Annotated in this window: 16 protein-coding genes; 11 read left to right on the top strand and 5 right to left on the bottom strand. The window is 61.4% G+C overall.

Annotated elements, in window-relative coordinates:
* The 5 genes from rbfA to CGLAU_RS07650 are packed head-to-tail and all read left to right on the top strand — an operon-like array spanning position 1 to position 4,191.
* On the top strand, positions 1-438 hold the full coding sequence (rbfA, locus tag CGLAU_RS07665; protein WP_095660176.1) for a 30S ribosome-binding factor RbfA: 438 nt from the start codon (positions 1-3) through the stop codon (positions 436-438).
* Positions 439-447: 9 nt separating this feature from the next.
* Positions 448-1,419 carry a DHH family phosphoesterase gene (locus CGLAU_RS12375; RefSeq protein ID WP_198304873.1) on the top strand — a complete coding sequence of 324 codons (972 nt, stop codon included), beginning with the start codon at positions 448-450 and terminating at the stop codon, positions 1,417-1,419.
* The gene (locus tag CGLAU_RS12370) at positions 1,420-2,715 is read left to right on the top strand and encodes an MATE family efflux transporter (RefSeq protein ID WP_198304871.1); all 1,296 of its coding nucleotides are present in this window, start codon (positions 1,420-1,422) and stop codon (positions 2,713-2,715) included.
* A gap of 22 nt (positions 2,716-2,737) precedes the next feature.
* A complete protein-coding gene (locus CGLAU_RS07655) occupies positions 2,738-3,538 on the top strand; it encodes a metallophosphoesterase family protein (protein WP_095660175.1) in 801 nt (266 codons plus the stop codon).
* A complete protein-coding gene (locus CGLAU_RS07650; RefSeq protein ID WP_095660174.1) occupies positions 3,538-4,191 on the top strand; it encodes a 4'-phosphopantetheinyl transferase family protein in 654 nt (217 codons plus the stop codon). Before CGLAU_RS07655 ends, CGLAU_RS07650 begins: the two co-directional genes overlap by 1 nt.
* An 18-nt stretch (positions 4,192-4,209) precedes the next feature.
* Here CGLAU_RS07650 and truB read toward each other — a convergent pair whose 3' ends face one another.
* On the bottom strand, positions 4,210-5,100 hold the full coding sequence (truB, locus tag CGLAU_RS12365; protein ID WP_198304869.1) for a tRNA pseudouridine(55) synthase TruB: 891 nt from the start codon (positions 5,098-5,100) through the stop codon (positions 4,210-4,212).
* A gap of 30 nt (positions 5,101-5,130) precedes the next feature.
* Here truB and CGLAU_RS12360 point away from each other — a divergent pair, with 30 nt between their 5' ends.
* From CGLAU_RS12360 to CGLAU_RS07620, 5 genes are all read left to right on the top strand, one after another.
* A complete protein-coding gene (locus CGLAU_RS12360; RefSeq protein ID WP_198304867.1) occupies positions 5,131-6,129 on the top strand; it encodes a bifunctional riboflavin kinase/FAD synthetase in 999 nt (332 codons plus the stop codon).
* Positions 6,130-6,171: 42 nt separating this feature from the next.
* Positions 6,172-7,134, top strand: a complete 963-nt coding sequence (locus tag CGLAU_RS07635; RefSeq protein ID WP_095660173.1) for a nucleoside hydrolase — start codon at positions 6,172-6,174, stop codon at positions 7,132-7,134.
* 82 nt (positions 7,135-7,216) lie between these two features.
* Entirely contained in the window at positions 7,217-7,486 is a 270-nt protein-coding gene (gene rpsO / locus CGLAU_RS07630; RefSeq protein WP_095660172.1) for a 30S ribosomal protein S15, read from the top strand.
* 176 nt (positions 7,487-7,662) lie between these two features.
* Entirely contained in the window at positions 7,663-9,951 is a 2,289-nt protein-coding gene (locus CGLAU_RS07625) for a polyribonucleotide nucleotidyltransferase (protein WP_232507077.1), read from the top strand.
* 53 nt (positions 9,952-10,004) lie between these two features.
* Positions 10,005-11,267: a copper oxidase gene (locus CGLAU_RS07620; protein WP_095660170.1), complete on the top strand. Its 1,263-nt coding sequence runs from the start codon at positions 10,005-10,007 to the stop codon at positions 11,265-11,267.
* A 1-nt stretch (position 11,268) separates the two neighbouring features.
* Here the strand turns inward: CGLAU_RS07620 and CGLAU_RS07615 are convergent, their stop codons facing one another.
* Both CGLAU_RS07615 and CGLAU_RS07610 read right to left on the bottom strand, forming a co-directional pair.
* Positions 11,269-11,670, bottom strand: coding sequence for a cupredoxin domain-containing protein (locus CGLAU_RS07615; RefSeq protein WP_157731289.1), 402 nt, complete (start codon positions 11,668-11,670; stop codon positions 11,269-11,271).
* Between the two features lie 11 nt (positions 11,671-11,681).
* Positions 11,682-12,746, bottom strand: a complete 1,065-nt coding sequence (locus CGLAU_RS07610; RefSeq protein WP_232507076.1) for a hypothetical protein — start codon at positions 12,744-12,746, stop codon at positions 11,682-11,684.
* A 16-nt stretch (positions 12,747-12,762) separates the two neighbouring features.
* Here CGLAU_RS07610 and CGLAU_RS12270 point away from each other — a divergent pair, with 16 nt between their 5' ends.
* Positions 12,763-13,617, top strand: a complete 855-nt coding sequence (locus tag CGLAU_RS12270) for a helix-turn-helix transcriptional regulator (RefSeq protein ID WP_157731287.1) — start codon at positions 12,763-12,765, stop codon at positions 13,615-13,617.
* On the opposite strand, the gene CGLAU_RS07605 is transcribed toward CGLAU_RS12270, so the two are convergent.
* Together CGLAU_RS07605 and CGLAU_RS07600 are read right to left on the bottom strand one after the other, a co-directional pair.
* Positions 13,601-15,181 carry a succinic semialdehyde dehydrogenase gene (locus CGLAU_RS07605; RefSeq protein WP_415877155.1) on the bottom strand — a complete coding sequence of 527 codons (1,581 nt, stop codon included), beginning with the start codon at positions 15,179-15,181 and terminating at the stop codon, positions 13,601-13,603. The two genes, CGLAU_RS12270 and CGLAU_RS07605, sit on opposite strands and share 17 nt — an antisense overlap.
* Before the next feature lie 111 nt (positions 15,182-15,292).
* Positions 15,293-16,384 carry an oxygenase MpaB family protein gene (locus CGLAU_RS07600; protein WP_095660166.1) on the bottom strand — a complete coding sequence of 364 codons (1,092 nt, stop codon included), beginning with the start codon at positions 16,382-16,384 and terminating at the stop codon, positions 15,293-15,295.
* Positions 16,385-16,628: the final 244 nt, after the last annotated feature.

The raw sequence follows: 16,628 nt of genomic DNA, 5'->3' as shown, positions 1-16,628 counted from the left end.
ATGGCTGATAACCCACGTGCACAGCGCTTGGCTAAGCAGATTCAGCAGATCGTGGCTACCACGATCGAGCGAGAGGTCAAAGATCCCCGTTTGGAGCTGGTGACTGTGACGGATGTCCGGGTAACCGGGGATCTGCACGACGCGAAGGTGTACTACACCGTGCGCGGTCGCACCCTCGATGAGGAGCCAGACCTCGACGCAGCTGCGGAGGCGCTCAACCGCGCCCGCGGCCAGATCCGCAAGACGGTCGGCGATCAACTCGGTGTCCGCTTCACCCCGACAATCTCCTTCGAATACGACAGCATCCCGGAAGCGTCCGCAGACATGGAAGAGCTGCTCAACCGCGCTCGCGCCCGCGATGCCGAACTGGCGAAGCTGCGCGAGGGCGCCACGCCTGCCGGGGGCGCGAACCCGTACAAGACATCCGGCGAGGGGTAGCCAGATCGAATGGAGTCGTTGTTTCCTGGGGACGCGTCGCGCTTCGAAGCCGTCGCTAAGCGACTGCTCGATGCGCGGAAAGTCTCCGTCGTCGCCCATATCAAGCCCGACGCTGATGCCGTCGGCTCGGCGTGCGGATTAGCCGCTGGGCTGCGGTCGATTGGCATCGAGACCGATGTGTTCATCGGCCAGACCTACCCGCATCCGGGCAACCTCAGCACGGTTCCCGGGGTTGCCGCCGTGACATATGGGGGCACCCTGCCTGACGACGGCCTGGTGGTCACCGTTGACTGCGCCTCAATCGACCGCACGGGGCTGCTGGCGGAACCGATTGCGGCGAACCCGGGGCGTGTCGTGGTAATCGACCACCACGAGACCAACCCCGGGTTCGGCGCGACCAACCTGATCGTTGATTCTGAATCGACCACCACCATCATCCGGGAACTGTTTTCCCACCTTGGTGTGGTGATGGATCAGGATATGGCGTACTGCCTCTACGCAGGCCTGGTCACGGACACTGGCAACTTCCGCTGGGGCACCCCACGCATGCATACGCTCGCGGCGGAGCTGGTGTCCTACGGACTCGACACCCGCCAGATCGCGCTGGATCTGATGGATTCCATGAGCGCGCTGGATCTGCGGATCATGGGATCGGTGCTGGCGGACATGCAGACCTACCGCGAAAAGGGTTTGACCGTGAGCGTGATCGCGGTGCCCGCTGAGTCGTTGGCGAGGATGAGCCAAACCGCAGTCGAGCAGATCATCGACTACGCGCGCGCCCTCCAGGGTTCCGATGTGGGCGTGGTGTTCAAGCAGCAGGCCCCGCGTTATTGGGCGGTCTCTCTGCGGTCCTCTGTCATTGACGTCTCGCAGGTAGCGAAAGCGCTCGGTGGCGGCGGCCACGTCCCAGCCGCGGGGTACTCCGCGTACGGAACCCAAGACATGATCACTCGCGAGCTGCTGGCAGCACTTCCCGGTTAAATGACTGCAGCAATCACCCCGCGCCAAATCTTCGCGCTCGCATTGCCCGCACTCGGTGTGCTGGCAGCCAACCCGCTCTACCTTTTGTTGGATACTGCGGTGGTGGGCAGGTTGGGCACCGGCGAACTCGCAGCACTTGCTGCGGGTGCCACTATCCAGTCCACGGTGACCACTCAGCTGACCTTTTTGTCTTACGGCACCACGGCGCGCAGCTCGCGGCTCTTCGGCGCGGGCAAACGCGAAGCAGCGGTTGCCGAGGGCGTCCAGGCCACTTGGGTTGCGGTAGTAGCTGGGCTTTGCTTGTCGACGCTCATTTGGACGCTCGCCCAGCCCATCGCGTATTGGCTGACCAACGACACCGCCACAAGCTTTGCGGCCGCAAGCTGGATGCGGGTGGCCGCGCTGGCCATCCCGCTGACACTGATCATCATGGCAGGCAACGGCTGGATGAGAGGCGTGCAAAACACTCGGTTGCCCTTCAAACTCACGCTTGCTGGTCTCATTCCGGGCGCCGTCCTGCTTCCCGTCCTCGTCGACCGCTTCGGGCTGGTTGGCTCCGCCGTCGCCAACGTGATCGGCATGGGCATCGCTGCCGCCCTCTTCCTCATCGTGCTGGTACGCGAACACGGCCGAAACGGCGGCGGCTGGGCACCGAACTGGTCGATTATTTCCCAGCAGCTGGTGCTCGGCCGCGACCTGATCTTGCGTTCACTGTCTTTCCAGATCTCGCTCCTTGCTGCAGCCGCCGTTGCGGGCAGGTTCGGAGTCGCGGTGCTCGCAGCGCACCAGATCATGCTCCAGTTGTGGAACTTCCTCACGCTGGTGCTCGACTCAATGGCCATCGCGGCACAAACACTCACCGGCGCAGCTCTGGGCAACGGCCAGATTGAGCGCGCGAAATCCGTGGGTGTGCAGGCGGCGCGCTATTCGACGATCTTTGGGCTCGTACTCGCTGCTGTCTTCGCCGTGCTGGCGCGCCCGATCCAGTCGATCTTCACGCATGATGCCGCGGTGTTCGCTGAGCTCACAGTGCCCTGGTGGCTGCTCATCGGGATGATCGTGTCCGGCGGTGTGGTCTTCGCCTTCGACGGGGTGCTGCTCGGTGCCTCGGATGCGGCGTTTCTGCGCAACCTCACCATCGTCTCGGTGCTGGGGACGTTCGTGCCGATCACGTTGCTGTCCGTGCAGTTCGGCTGGGGCCTTACTGGCATCTGGGCTGGCCATCTCGCCTCCGTCCTCCTGCGCCTCGCCGGCGTGGTGTGGCGATTCCGCTCGATGCGGTGGGCACGGGTCTGAGCGTGCGTGCTAGGTATTATCCATGACCACTTTGTGGGCGGTAAGCGATCTGCACGCGGCGGTGAAAGCCAACTCGCTGCGCATTGACGCAATCCAACCCACGGATCCGAGCGACTGGCTGATCGTCGCCGGTGACGTGGCGGAGCGCCATGACCTCATCGTGCGCGTCATGCGGAAATTCGTAGAACGCTTCGACACCGTGATTTGGGTGCCGGGCAACCACGAGCTGTTCTCGCGCTCTGCGGACCGGCACCGGGGACGCGACAAGTACACGGCGCTGGTGCAGTCCATGCGTGAGATGGGCGTGGTTACACCGGAGGATCCCTACCCGGTGTTCGGCGGCGTCACCATCTGTCCGTTGTTCACCCTCTACGACTACTCGTTCCGCGGCCCGGGCATGACCGTCGAGGAGGCGGTGGATGCCGCGAAGCGGCGCAACATCATGATGACGGATGAGTTCGCCATCGCCCCGTTCGTCGATGTGCGCGCGTGGTGCTGGGACCGCCTTGCCTACACCACGAAACGCCTCTCCCGGATAGACGGGCCGACGGTCCTGATCAACCACTGGCCGTTGGTGCAGGAGCCGACCATGAAGATGCGCTGGTCTGAGATCGCACTGTGGTGCGGAACTCGCCACACCCGCAGCTGGCCGCAGCGCTACCACGCCAACGCGGTGATCTACGGCCACCTTCACATGCCGGGTGCCATGCAGATTGACGGGATCAAGCACGTTGAGGTTTCGCTCGGCTACCCCCGCGAATGGGAGGCACGGGAGCACGAGGCCATCCCGTTCCCATATCCGGTGATGGAGGTTAAACCGTGATGCAAGACCTTTCTCTCTTCCCGGAGGCCGCCCGTGTCGTTTACCTTCGCAACGATGATGCGCAGGACCTGACCAACTACCGCGATCTGCTGCCCTCCGAACGGGCCCAGGTCTCCGAGGCCAGGGATATTCGAAAAGGGGAGTTCGGCGATGCGCGATGGTGCGCCCATCAAGCATTAAAGGAACTTGGCTTAACGACGACGGAGGCGATCCTCCGGGGCGAACGCGGCATGCCGCTTTGGCCGAAAGGATTCACCGGCTCGTTGACGCACACCGATGGCCTGCGCGCCGCGGTTGCAGCTCCGACGCGCACAGTGCGCTCGATGGGGCTCGACGCGGAGCCGGCGAAACCGCTCCCCGACGGTGTGCTGCGCCAGATCGCCCGCGAGAACGAACTCACGATGGTCTACCAGATGCAGCAGGACGGCCACGAGTGGGCTGACCGCCTCCTGTTCTGCGCGAAGGAAGCCACGTACAAGTGCTGGTTCCCGCTGACGCGACGCTGGTTAGGTTTCGACGAGGCGGAAATCGAGATCCGCACCGACGGCACGTTCACCTCGCAGCTGCTCGCGCGCCCCACGCCAGCACCGTATTTTGAGGGCCGCTGGGTCGTTCGAGGCGGCTACGTCATCGCCTCTGCTTTTCTCGAGTGAGCGCGGGAGACGGGGGCGTTAACTCAGCGTCGACGGGCGGGCGACAAACGTCGTCGCAAGTCGTTTGCCTTGCTCTTTGACCAACGCTACAACGCGGCCGTCGGGTCCTTGAGCAGCGTGCACGCCCTTGAGTCCCCGCGGCTCGAGCCATTTGCCCATGGCGAGGGCTTCGTATTCGTCTTGGGTGACGTCGAGCACCGGCCAGCCGCGGGTGAGCGCCTCATCCATGGAAAGCGACAGAGCTGGCGAGGCCTCAAGGTCCGTCAACGTGCTGGCCTCGTCGAGGGAGAAGGGGCCGACACGCAGGCGTCGCAAAGCAATTAAGTGCCCGCCGACCTGAAGATGTTCACCGAGGTCTCTTGCGAGCGCGCGGATGTAGGTGCCGGAGGAACAGTGCACGCGCGCGTCGATGTCGACGTGCTCTCCCCGGCGAACTGTGTACTCAAACGAGTGCACGGTGACCGGGCGGGCAGGGATGTCCACTTGCTCGCCGGCGCGAGCGAGCTCGTGGGCGCGTTTGCCGTCGATCTTGATGGCGGACACTGTGGCTGGGACCTGCATGATGTCGCCGGTGAGGTGCTCGATAGCGGTGGCGATCTGCTCATCGGTGACGCCGCTTGCGTCCGTGGTTGCGGTGACTTCGCCTTCGGCGTCATCGGTAGTGGTCGCGGCGCCGAGCCTGATCGTGGTTTCGTAGACCTTGTCCTCGGCGACCAGGTGGGCGAGGAGCTTCGTGCCGCGTTCAATGCCGGCGACGAGCACACCGGTGGCCATCGGGTCGAGGGTGCCGGCGTGGCCGACCTTTCGAGTGCCGAAGATCCTGCGCAGACGGGCGACAACGTCGTGGCTGGTCATGCCCTCGGGCTTGTCCACGACAACGATTCCGGATGCTGCGAGGGGATCGGTCATGGTTTTTCAGTATGCCGTACTCTATGTCGCGTGAAGATTTTGCATGGTCTCGACGAGGCGCCTGCTGATTTCGGTCAACCCGAAGGCGAAGGGGGCGCAGGGGGCGCTACCGGCACCGTCGTCACCATTGGAGTCTTCGACGGGGTACACCGCGGGCACCAGTTGTTGATCTCTCAGGCAGTCCAGACCGCGCGGGAGCTCGGCGTGCCCAGCGTGGTGATGACCTTCGACCCCCACCCGCGCACGATCTTCGCCCCGGATTCGGCGCCGTCCGTCCTGCTTCCTCTGGAAGAGCGCGCCCGGATTATCGCTGATTTAGGTGTGGACTACCTGCTGGTGATCGATTTCCGCGTTGAGCTAGCCGGGATGAGCCCCGAGGAGTACTTCTGCGACGTGCTCGCTGAACGTCTGCGTGCCCGCCACATCATCGTGGGGGAGAACTTCACCTTCGGGCGCGATGCCGCCGGTACCGCACAGACCATGGCCCAGCTCGGGGAACAGTACGGGGTGGATGTGACCATCGTGCGCCTACTTTCCGACGGGGGCGTGCGCATCTGTTCCACCGCGATTCGCGACGAGCTCGCGGGCGGAAACTTGGATGTGGCCACCGATTACATGGGCCGGCCGTTCTCCGTGATCGCGATGATTGAGCGTGGTGCGGGCCGCGGGGGCCGCGAGTTGGGCTATCCCACGGCGAACCAGTATGTAGCTGAATCTGCGGCACTCCCCGGCGACGGGGTCTACGCCGGCTGGCTGACCATCATCGACGACGGCCCGATCGCCGGCGACATGGAACCCGGGGTGCGCTACCCGGCCGCGATCTCTGTGGGCACCAACCCCACCTTCGGTGACGAGCGGCGCAGCGTGGAGTCCTACGTCCTGGACCGCGATGCCGACCTATACGACAGGATGGCGCGGGTTGAGTTCGTGGAAAAGGTCCGAGATATGGTCAAGTTCGACACCGTCGATGAGCTGCTCGAGCACATGGCCCGCGATGTCGCGCGCACTCGCGATACCCTAGGCGTTTAACACCGGCTCCGAAACACCCTTCACGACGAAAGGCGCTCTCCCGTGGCACGAAAAATCATCCTCGACGTAGATACCGGCATCGACGACGCACTCGCCATCGCATATGCACTCGGTTCGGAGGAGCTTGAACTGATCGGTGTCACTGGCACCTACGGCAATGTGCTGGTGCCCACCGGTACCCGCAATGCGCTCGCGATCTTGGAGCTGTTCGGCCGCGAGGATGTTCCCGTGTACGCGGGTCCGGGCCATGCACGCGCCAAGGACTCTTTCGAGGTGCTCGAGATCTCCGAGTTCATCCACGGGAAGAACGGCATCGGTGAAGCCCAGATTCCGGACGCGAAGCGTGAGGTGGAGGCGAAGTCCGCCGTGGACTTCATGGTTGAGTCCGTGCGCGAGTACGGGGACGAGCTGGTGATTGTGCCGGTGGGGCCTTTGACGACGGTGGCTGCTGCGATGGAAGCGAACCCGGAGTTCGCTGCCAACGCCCACATTGTGAACATGGGCGGCGCGCTCACCGTGCCGGGCAATGTCTCGGCTTGGGCTGAGGCGAACATCAACCAAGACCCCGAGGCTGCCGACATGGTCTTCCGCGGTGTCGGCGATATCACCATGATCGGCCTTGATGTCACCCTGCAGACGCTGCTCACCACAGAGGAGACTGCGAAGTGGGAGGCGCTTGGGACCACCGGTGGTGACTTCCTGGCCGCGGCAACGAACTACTACATCAAGGCGTACGAGACCACCGCGCCCTACCTCGGCGGCTGTGGCTTGCACGACCCGCTGGCCGTCGGTGTAGCGGTGGACCCAACGTTGGTGACCACCATCGACATCAACATGAAAACGGACACCGAGGGCGAGACCCGCGGCCGCACGATTGGCGACGAAACCAGGCTGAACGACGCGGAGAAAACCGCGCATGTGGCGGTCGCGGTTGACGTTCAGCGCTTCTTGGGCGAGTTTATGCGCCGACTCACCGATTTGGCCGCTGCCACGCCATCCAGGTAAACTCTTCACCCGGCTTGTACTGCGGTCCGCGGCAGTTCAGGCAGCAGAAGATGCGGACTGAAATAACTAAGGAGAATTCCTCATGGCTTTGTCCACTGAGCAGAAGGCAGGCATCCTCAAGGAGTACGGCCTGCACGAGACCGACACCGGTTCCCCGGAGGCACAGGTTGCGCTGCTGACCGAGCGCATCAACAACCTCACCGAGCACTTGAAGTACCACAAGCACGATCACCACTCCCGCCGTGGTCTGCTGCTGCTGGTCGGCCGCCGTCGCGGTCTGCTGAAGTACCTGCGCGAGAACAACGTTGAGCGCTACCGCGAGCTCATTGCGCGACTCGGTCTGCGCCGCTAAGCGCAACGTCGATAAGCGAAAAGCTTTTGCCCGCCTGCTTGAAGGCGGGCTTTTTTGTTGCTGGGGTAAAGCTGTGCGAGCTGGTAGTATGTCAAAACGTTGCATGTAAAGACAAAGAAGCACACATGGGCGGCACCGAGGATCGCCACGATTTGCACCCGAGGAGAGGGATCTTTTTGCGTAACTTCACCCCGAAGAACTCGTACGAAGTCGTTGTTGATGAGGAGTTCGGTATCACCGAAGCCGAGGTCCAGATCGATAACGGCGATTTCGGCTCGCGCACAATCCGTTTTGAAACCGGCCAGCTCGCGCGCCAGGCAGACGGGTCGGTGACGACCTACCTGGACGACGACACGATGATGCTGTCTACCGTGACTGCCTCGAACCAGCCGCGCGAGGGCTTTGACTTCTTCCCGCTGACCGTTGATGTGGAAGAGCGCATGTATGCAGCCGGCAAGATCCCGGGCTCGTTCTTCCGCCGCGAAGGTCGCCCGTCCACCGAGGCGATCCTGGCGTGCCGTCTGATCGACCGTCCGCTTCGCCCAACCTTTGTCAAGGGTTTGCGCAACGAGGTGCAGGTCGTGGTCACCGTCATGAGCATGAACCCGGAGGAGTACTACGATGTCGTAGCAATCAACGGCGCTTCCGCAGCGACTCAGCTGTCCGGTCTGCCGGTGTCCGGCCCAGTCGGTGGCGTGCGCATGGCGCTGATTGCAGACGACAAGCATCCTGAGGGACAGTGGGTGGCTTTCCCGAACCACGCTCAGCACGAGCGCGCGTTGTTCGAGATGGTCGTTGCCGGTCGCATTGTGGAGCGCAAGCGCGGCCGCAAGACCGAGCAGGACGTGGCCATCATGATGGTTGAGGCTGGCGCAGGTGCCAACGTGGTCCAGCTGGTGGCAGACGGAGCACCGGCTCCCACTGAGGCGACCGTCGCTGAAGGCCTCGAGGCTGCGAAGCCGTACATCAAAACACTCTGCGAGGCGCAGCATGCGCTGGCAGATCAGTGCGCAGCTGGTGAGAAGGAGTTCCCGCTCTTCCCGGCCTACTCCGACAAGGTGTACTCCGAAGTAGAGAAAAAGGCCGCGAAGAAGCTGGCCAAGATCATGACCATCGCGGGCAAGGCCGAGCGTGAAGACGCATCGAACGCATACATGGAGGAGATCGAGGACGATCTCATGGACAAGTTCGACATTGACGACGATGAGGCTGACGAGCGCTCCGCCGCGTCGAAGGAGATCCGCGCCGCCTACAACGCCGTGATGAAGAACATCGTGCGCGAAAAGATTCTCACCGAGGGCTTTCGTATCGACGGCCGCGGAATCACCGACATCCGCGATCTCGAGGTGGAAGTCGAGCTCATCCCTCGCGCCCACGGCTCGGCGCTGTTCGAGCGCGGCGAGACCCAGATTCTCGGTGTCACCACGCTTGACATGCTGAAAATGGAGCAGCAGATCGATTCGCTCACCCCGGAGACGTCGAAGCGCTACATCCACCACTACAACTTCCCGCCGTACTCCACCGGTGAGACGGGCCGTGTGGGCTCGCCGAAGCGCCGCGAGATCGGCCACGGTGCGCTGGCGGAGCGTGCGCTGACCCCGGTGATTCCATCGCGCGAGGAGTTCCCGTACACCATCCGCCAGGTGTCAGAGGCGCTGGGTTCCAACGGCTCCACTTCCATGGGTTCGGTGTGCGCCTCGACCCTGTCGCTGTACAACGCGGGCGTGCCGCTGGCAGCCCCGGTCGCGGGTATCGCGATGGGCCTCGTCTCCGGCGAGGTCAACGGTGAAACCGAGTACGTCGCACTGACGGACATCCTTGGTGCCGAGGACGCGTTCGGCGACATGGACTTCAAGGTTGCCGGCACCCGTGAGTTCATCACCGCACTGCAGCTGGACACCAAGCTCGACGGCATCCCGTCCGACGTGCTGGCGAATGCGCTGGAGCAGGCGCGTGACGCCCGCGAAGCAATTCTGGACACGATGGCGGAGGTCATCGAAGGCCCGGACGAGATGAGCCCGCTGGCACCGAAGATCACTACGGTCACCGTGCCAGTGTCCAAGATCGGTGAGGTGATCGGCCCGAAGGGCAAGACCATCAACCAGATCACCGAGGACACCGGCGCCGAGGTCACCATTGAGGACGACGGTACGATCTACGTTTCAGCCACCCAGGGTTCTGCCGCCGACGCTGCGATTGAGAAGATCAACGCGATTGCGAACCCGCAGATGCCGAAGGTGGGGGAGCGCTACCTGGGCACCGTAGTCAAGACCGTGGCGTTCGGCGCGTTTGTGTCTATCCTGCCTGGCACTGACGGCCTGATCCACATCTCCAACCTGGGCGGCAACACCCGGATCGAGAACGTCGAAGACGTGATCAACGTGGGTGACAAAGTTGAGGTGGAGATCCGCGACATCGATAACCGCGGCAAGATCTCCCTCGTCCCGGTCGAGGACGGGGCGTAGAGGCATCATTTAACCCGGATCCGTCCGTAGAAATTGCGTGATAGGATTCCAGCATGCCGGAGAGAGCCGCTGCTTCGGGGCGGGAAGCCCAACGCTGGAATCCCCGGGTCTGGCACCGTAAGGTGTCGCGCCCCGTCACAGTGTGGATCGGGGTGTTTCTTGCCGTAGGACTAGCGCATCCATTGATACCGGAATCACGGTGGTTGCTCGTCCACATTTTCACACTGGGCATTCTGACGAACTCGATCACGGTCTGGTCCCAGAACCTCACCGAGCGCTTTCTACACCGTCGGCTCGATGACGACGCTCGCCCTGCGCAGCTGTTGCGGTCGCGGCTATTGAACCTTGGCATTCTGGTGGTGTTAGCGGGCCAGATCATTCGGCCGGTTTTTGAACGGCACTGGCAAATCACGGCGTGCGGTGCGGTCGTCGTGTGTGCGGCTGTTGCATGGCATGGTTTGGTAATCTTTCGCCAGCTCCAGGCTGCTGGCAAGGCACAACGATTTCGCCCCGTGGTTGGCGGATACGTGGCCTCTGCTGTCTTCCTCGTTATCGGCGCGATATTCGGCATCGCCCTGGCGATCGATTTGCCGGGCCAATGGCAAAACCGGATCTTGGTGGCGCATCTACTGTGCAACCTTGGTGGGTTCGTGGGGTTGGCTGCTGCGTCGTCGCTGACGGTGCTCTTCTCTGCCATGTGGCGTGTTAACCGCACATTGGACAGGCCAGGCACCATGCTTGGTGCCGCATGCCTGGGCATTGTTATTGGAGTTGCTGGAGCACTGGCAGGGAACAAGATCGCCGTAGGGGCGGGCGTGCTGTGTTATGCGGGGGCATGGGCGTTTGCGCTGCAGACATGGGTGGCTGCTGTGTTGGGGACTGTGGGGGAGCGTAAACAACGGGCTACTTACTGGAGTCTCTCTGCACTCGCCGCGGTTGTCTGGCTGGTTGCCGCAGCGGTTTGGTTGGGCGTTCGAATTCTTTCTGCTGACGAGTTTGGGTTCCCCGGCAGCGCACCGGTGCTTCCGCTTCTCGTCGGGTTCGCGGCGCAACTGCTTTTTGGGACCATGAGCTACCTGCTTCCCACGACGATGGGTGGAGGGCCAGCGGCTACGCGGGCGGGTCTCTCTGAGCTGAATCGTGGCGGGATACTCCGCGTCGTGTTGTTCAACGTTGCGCTGAGCTGTTGGCTCGTTGTGCCGAGTTCGATCGCGAAAATCGCGTTCAGTGTGGTGGTGTTCGGCTGCCTTACCGCGTTTTTGCCGCTGATAGGACGCGGAGTTCGTGCACAACGAGCTGTGATTGCTGCGAGATAGCTTATTCGCGGACGGTCACGTCGTAGACCATCCCCATCGCCTTATGGCCTGCCTTGGTGCACCAGCCTTGCGTGTCAGATTCGAACGTGCCGAAATCATAAACCACAGAGTCACCTGGGTAGATAGGGCCAGTGAAGCCGCTGCCGAGCTTCAGGTTATGTTCACGCGAGTCGTCGTTAGTGATTCGCAGCACCACATGAGTCGACGAATCGACTTCGATACTAGACGGGGTGAATTCCATACCGGTGATGCGGATATCTTGCAGCGCTGGACCATCCGGGGACTGAGACGATTCGCCGCGCACAAGTGCGCAGATCGTAGCTGTCGTGATTAATGCGGCGACAATTAACCATGCGAGTACATCAGCGCGTCGTGAAACAACTTGGGCTGCGCGGGTAGTCATGTTGGGATTGTTCATACGTTGCGCTTCACTTTCACTATCGAGGTCGACAAGGCTATGACATGCCAAATAATCGCTGCGGCCATGAAAGCCGCGCCGGCGGCCGGAGAGACTGCGATGGCGATCAGCCCGCCGAAGTTGAGCATCGCTGCGCGAAAGCAAAGACCCGCCGCGAGACGATCGCGGGCCGCTGCAGAACCAGTGAGCACAGGCACAAGCTGCGATGTCGCCCCCAATACGGACTGTGCAAAACCAGCGCCAAGAAGAGCAAGTAGCGCTCCTGCCGTGCCGAGGCGCGCAGTAGAGCCGGCAATGAGTGCGACCGCGTCCCCGATCATGCAGGCAAGAACCCACAAGATGCCACAAGTGATGTGGAGGGAGGCGGCATTGAGGGATGCGTCGGCACGGATGACCTGCGTGATTGTCGGAAACAGAACCCACGCCGACACCACCGCGGCACCCGCCAGGAATACGCCCCCTGTGCGTGACCAGCCAGCCGCAATGCAAGCTGAAGCCCCCACCACCAGAACGCCATAAGCAGCGAAGATTCGCGCGTGTTGAAATCGAGAGACCATGGGTACTCCCGCGACAGTCGGTAGAAACGTGATCACCGTTCCCACGAGAGTGATCCATCCAAAACCCCACACTGCGGAGCGCGCATGTGCAGCGATCAACGGGTCATGCCTATCGACGAACTGCGCCGCGATGGCAAACCCGATCGCAAGTGCGAGCAGTAAGGCGGCGATGACGTAGGACCACGAGGTGGTTGCAAGGTGGTTGGCGAAGGCTTTCCGGTGCATTCGCGCGAGCGTTGTTGCATGCCAGAGCATTACCGCAGCGATGAGGCACGCCGCCATCGTGTGCACCGTTGTCCAAGCGGGGCGCAGGAGCATCACTATCAGAGCACCCTGTAGTAGCGCGATTTTGACTGCCAGCGGCCACAAGGCTTGCAGTGGCCCGCGAGTGAGCGCTGCTGTGAAGTGGGTAGAGTACCCGATGACAGCAGTGGTCAGCGCGCCAAGAGTGAATGCGTGGATGCATGCCCACCAAGAAATCGACGCACCTTTCAGTGCCCCCATACACAGGAGCGCTGAAATGAGTATCCACGCACCAATCAAGACTGCGAGGGCCGTCTGCCACGCAATGTGCGCGGCCACACTATTTTTCACGGTTTTTATCGTACAATTCTTTGCGACAAAGGATGTCGCTGCGTACTTCCAGAAAGGCTTTACAACGGTGGGAGACAGCAATCACAACGGCGACGTAACCTCGCCGCCTCAGTCGACAGCCGCGCTCATCGGAGAGGGCGCCGTCTCAAGCGCAAAGCAACATGAAATCCTTCGTGTACTTCACCAAAACGGCGGGATTGCCGACGTGACGCTCCTTTCCAAGGCCCTGAACATGCACCCAAATACTGTGCGAGGGCACTTGGACTCACTCATCGACGGCGGGTTGGTATCCGCCACGCCGGTAAAAACTTCTGGCCGGGGTAGGCCGGCCCTTCAATATCGTGTGCGGACTCCACACCAAGCGACCATCGCTGATGCCTACATCGATTTGATTGGTCTGCTCGCCAGCACACTCGACAGCGGTGGGAGTGGCACGACTGACCCAGAGGGCATTGGTCGAGCATGGGCAGCGGCACGAAGCGCTGCACCAGGCTTGGCTGAGTTGCAGCCGGTGGCGAGCACCGTCGAAGCGCTACTCGACGAGCTGGCTGTGCTCGGGTTCGATCCGTACATCCGAGAATCGGGTGAATTGGGTTTGTGCTCATGCCCCTTCATTAGGAGGGACGGCGCGGTGCCGCCACCGTATATTTGCCGCCTCCATGCCGGTTATTTGCGAGGACGCGTGGGTGGCACCACCGTTACGCTGAATCCGTTTGATCAACCAGGGGAATGCGGAATCTCCTTGCACGATGGCGGGGAGTCGGCTACGGCAGGAACTTGAGTTTCTTACCCAAGTCGAGAGCGGTGGTCATCAGTTGACCGTAGTACTTCCGCGGCATCTGCTTCGGCCCGCGCATTGGCATGATTCGCTGTTGCGCGATGTTCTTCACCTCGGTGTACTTGGTGATGCCTTCTGGTCCGTGCCGGCGCGCCATGCCGGACTCCTTTACGCCGCCAAGTGGCGTGGAGATTGAGGCCCACGTTGCAGCGTAGCCGTCGTTAATGGTGACGCTGCCCGATTCGATCTGAAAAGCGAGGCGCTCAGCAGTCTCCGCCGCGCCAAAGACAGAGGCGTTCAATCCGTAATTTGTGCTGTTGGCAAGTTCAACCGCTTCGTCGAGACTAGCAACTCGCTTGACATACACCACCGGGCCAAACACCTCTTGGGTCTCGAGATCGGTGCCTTCACCGAGGTCGGCGAGAATGGTGGGCTCGAAGTGGAATGGACCAACGTCCGGGCGAGCGATGCCACCGGTGATCACCGTCGCGCCTTTGACCACTGCGTCGTCCACAAACGCTGTGACGCGGTCGAGCTGATCTTGGTTGATCAGTGAACCCACGTTGTAATCCCAGTTGAGCCCGGACCCCAGTGTGAGCTTCTCGGTGGCTGCCGTGAACGCCGTCAAGAACTCGTCGTAAATGTCTTTGTGAACATAGATCCGCTCGATGGACACGCAGAGCTGGCCTGAGTTGGAGAAGCATGCAGTGGTGATGGTGTCGATGTGACGGGCGATATCCGCGTCCGGTGCGATGACCATCGGGTTCTTGCCACCGAGTTCTGCGGAGTAGCCGACGAGACGCTCGCCGACGATCTTGCCGAGGAGCTTGCCGGTCTTTGTTGACCCTGTGAACATGAGGTAGTCGCAGCGCTCTGCGATCGCTTGGCCCACGACTTCACCGGAGCCGGTAACGATCTGGAAGAGGTCGTGCGGCAAACCGGCGTTGAGCAGTAGATGCAGTGAAATCAGATTGGAGAACGGGGTTTGCCAATCCGGCTTCGCCACAACACCGTTGCCGGCGATCAGCGCCGCAATTGCATCCGAGACACCCAGCGCCAAGGGGTAATTCCATGGGCTGATCTGCCCGACGATTCCCTTTGGAACCCGCTGCAGCGTCGTACTGGTGATCACTGGGAAAGCACCGGCCTGGTCTTTGGTTGCCAGGAATTTCTCCGCATTGTTGGCGTAGTACCGCGCATTGTTCATCACATCTAGGACTTCGTCGTATGCGGCGGTGCGGTCCTTGCCGGTTTCAAGCTGCACAATGTCGGCCAGCAGATCGCGGTGCGCCTTGACCAAATCGTGAAAGCGTTTGAAAACGCGGGCGCGCGAAGCGATGCTGCGCTCCTGCCACTGCTGTTGTGCGCGGCGGGAAAGCTCGAAAGCCTTAATCACGTCATCCGCCGAGCCGACGCCGACGAACCCCAACGGCTCGCTGAGAAATGGGGAGGTCACCTCCCGAAGCTCACCTTTGTCCAACGATCCGGACTTTGCGTTGGTGGAGTGCAGGAGGAGTTTTCGAGCGAAGTCTTCGGGCAGCGGGCGTTCTTGCAAACGATTCGGAATCATGATCTTTTCTCTCGGAAGTGCGGGTGTCGGAAAGCACGATGCCCCAGGCACCGGCTGTCACCGGCAGTCAGTGTCAGCGGTACTGGGGCGGATCGTGAATAAGCAGATTTAGATCGGGCAACCAGCGGCTCGGGCCTCGTCGGAAGGGCCGTCCTTCTTATCGGTCTTTGCGTCGGATCCCTCTGCGGTCTCTTCACTGTGACCGTATGGTGCAGCAAGCTTAGGCTCTTTGTATTCGCCATCGATCATGCCGTGCTTGATCATCATGCTGCGACCAGGCTCCATGTAGCGCTTATCTTCCGGCAGCTTCTCGAACGCCTTGCGGATGAAGTTTGCCAGACGGTCGAAACGCTTCTGGTCCTTCTCAGTCCAGTCCAAGTCGAGGATCTCGCGCTGCTTGTCGTTGAGGGTGCCGTAGGTAATCCAGATGACCGAGCGCATGATCGGTTTCCAGATGACGTTCCACACCCGCTGCGACACACCGTCCGGAGGACTCACCGGTTCCACGCGGGCAGTACGTAGGGCAAAGTCGACGGTCTCGTTGCGCTCCAGGACGGTGTTTTCCATCTCCTTGAAGTACTCGATGTACCCGTCGAGAGTGTCGATCACGGGGCGCTCGGACATTCCGTACATGTCCCACCACGTCACGCCTTCTTGGATGATCTGCTCCTTCTCCTCGCGGGTGAACGGGGTGCCGAAGAGTTCCTGTGCCCAGATCACACGCCAGACGAAGGTGGCGTGCGCCCACCAGTACACGTCTGGGTTCAGCGAGTGGTAACGAGTTCCGTCGCGAAGCGTGCCCTTAATGCCGTGATGGTAGTCGCGGATCTGCTTTGCGCGGGTGCCATCGTCATAGATCGAGTAAATAATCTGCGGGGTGGAGCGCTCGAGGCGAGAGAATGGCTCCTCGAAGAACTTCGAGTGGTCCAGCAGGGACTGACCAATTGCCGGATGCATATTCTGCAGCACGCCGGTGTAGCCGCGCAGCAAGTGAATGCGGTTGTCGGAGCCCCACTTCCACAGCAGCGAATCCGGGCCGAGCGGAGCACGCTTCAGCTCCCGCTTGCCACGGTTGCTCGAGTCGTCGAATTTCCCAAGCGAGTCGAAGTCCGTGGTGACACCTGATTCGGGACCACAATCTTCGTTGTACTCGCGCTCGCGGCCGTCATTATCGCGGCCAGTCGACAATGCGTTAGACATGTGCAGCTTCTTTCTGCTAACTGGAGGATCGGATCTCATGTGAACGGTAGCACAGGGAAGCGGCAATTGAAGTGTCGGTCACTTTATCGAGGTCACTGTTTGGTCTGGGATGGGATGGGACGAGATGGAGTTACTTTTCGGCCTCGTGAGCACCGCAAACCAGCGCTTGGAGTTAAGCGTTGTCAAATTGTGATGTAGACCTAGAGTGCGTGTTAGTGTGTTGGAATTAATAAAAACCTGAATG

Source organism: Corynebacterium glaucum (assembly GCF_002287505.1).
Taxonomy (GTDB): domain Bacteria; phylum Actinomycetota; class Actinomycetes; order Mycobacteriales; family Mycobacteriaceae; genus Corynebacterium; species Corynebacterium glaucum.
The sequence above is the reverse complement of the archived record's forward strand: the minus strand, read 5'-3'. Positions and strand labels throughout refer to the sequence as shown.

What these genes read in the sequence shown, in the direction of transcription:
- CGLAU_RS07655 (WP_095660175.1), top strand. Translation starts at nt 2,738, where the DNA reads ATGACCACTTTGTGGGCGGTAAGCGATCTGCACGCGGCGGTGAAAGCC.
- rbfA (WP_095660176.1), top strand. Translation starts at nt 1, where the DNA reads ATGGCTGATAACCCACGTGCACAGCGCTTGGCTAAGCAGATTCAGCAG.
- CGLAU_RS07610 (WP_232507076.1), bottom strand. Translation starts at nt 12,746, where the DNA reads ATGGGGGCACTGAAAGGTGCGTCGATTTCTTGGTGGGCATGCATCCAC.
- CGLAU_RS07600 (WP_095660166.1), bottom strand. Translation starts at nt 16,384, where the DNA reads ATGTCTAACGCATTGTCGACTGGCCGCGATAATGACGGCCGCGAGCGC.
- CGLAU_RS07620 (WP_095660170.1), top strand. Translation starts at nt 10,005, where the DNA reads ATGCCGGAGAGAGCCGCTGCTTCGGGGCGGGAAGCCCAACGCTGGAAT.
- CGLAU_RS12375 (WP_198304873.1), top strand. Translation starts at nt 448, where the DNA reads ATGGAGTCGTTGTTTCCTGGGGACGCGTCGCGCTTCGAAGCCGTCGCT.
- CGLAU_RS07650 (WP_095660174.1), top strand. Translation starts at nt 3,538, where the DNA reads ATGCAAGACCTTTCTCTCTTCCCGGAGGCCGCCCGTGTCGTTTACCTT.
- CGLAU_RS12370 (WP_198304871.1), top strand. Translation starts at nt 1,420, where the DNA reads ATGACTGCAGCAATCACCCCGCGCCAAATCTTCGCGCTCGCATTGCCC.
- truB (WP_198304869.1), bottom strand. Translation starts at nt 5,100, where the DNA reads ATGACCGATCCCCTCGCAGCATCCGGAATCGTTGTCGTGGACAAGCCC.
- CGLAU_RS07615 (WP_157731289.1), bottom strand. Translation starts at nt 11,670, where the DNA reads ATGACTACCCGCGCAGCCCAAGTTGTTTCACGACGCGCTGATGTACTC.
- CGLAU_RS12270 (WP_157731287.1), top strand. Translation starts at nt 12,763, where the DNA reads ATGAGTATCCACGCACCAATCAAGACTGCGAGGGCCGTCTGCCACGCA.
- rpsO (WP_095660172.1), top strand. Translation starts at nt 7,217, where the DNA reads ATGGCTTTGTCCACTGAGCAGAAGGCAGGCATCCTCAAGGAGTACGGC.